Annotated in this window: 1 protein-coding gene; it reads left to right on the top strand. The window is 69.2% G+C overall.

Features of this window, described 5'->3' with window-relative positions; genetic code table 11:
• Positions 1-250 (top strand): hypothetical protein (locus tag QP415_RS12420; RefSeq protein ID WP_285100274.1); only part of this gene is annotated, 250 nt, incomplete at both ends.

Raw genomic sequence — 250 nt, 5'->3', positions numbered from 1 at the left:
CCGGTTTCGGCATATCCGGCTTCGGGGCCGGGTCCTGCTGGCGGGCGGCCGCAAGTTCTTGCTCAGCAGCGTGCAGGGCAACCGCCGCCGCACCCAGTTTCTTTTGCGCTTCGACCTGCGCGGCCTGCGCTTGCTGCGCTACTTCCCGCGCGGCGGTAACCGCCTGAGTTGCCTTGTCATGGGCCGCACGTGCCTCATCCGCCTTTTCACCGGCGAGCCGAGCCGCCTCAGCAGCCCGCTGCAACGTGGC

Source organism: Pauljensenia sp. UMB3104 (assembly GCF_030217285.1).
GTDB lineage: Bacteria > Actinomycetota > Actinomycetes > Actinomycetales > Actinomycetaceae > Pauljensenia.
Note: the sequence above shows the minus strand (reverse complement) of the source record. Positions and strands in the feature narration are given on the sequence as shown.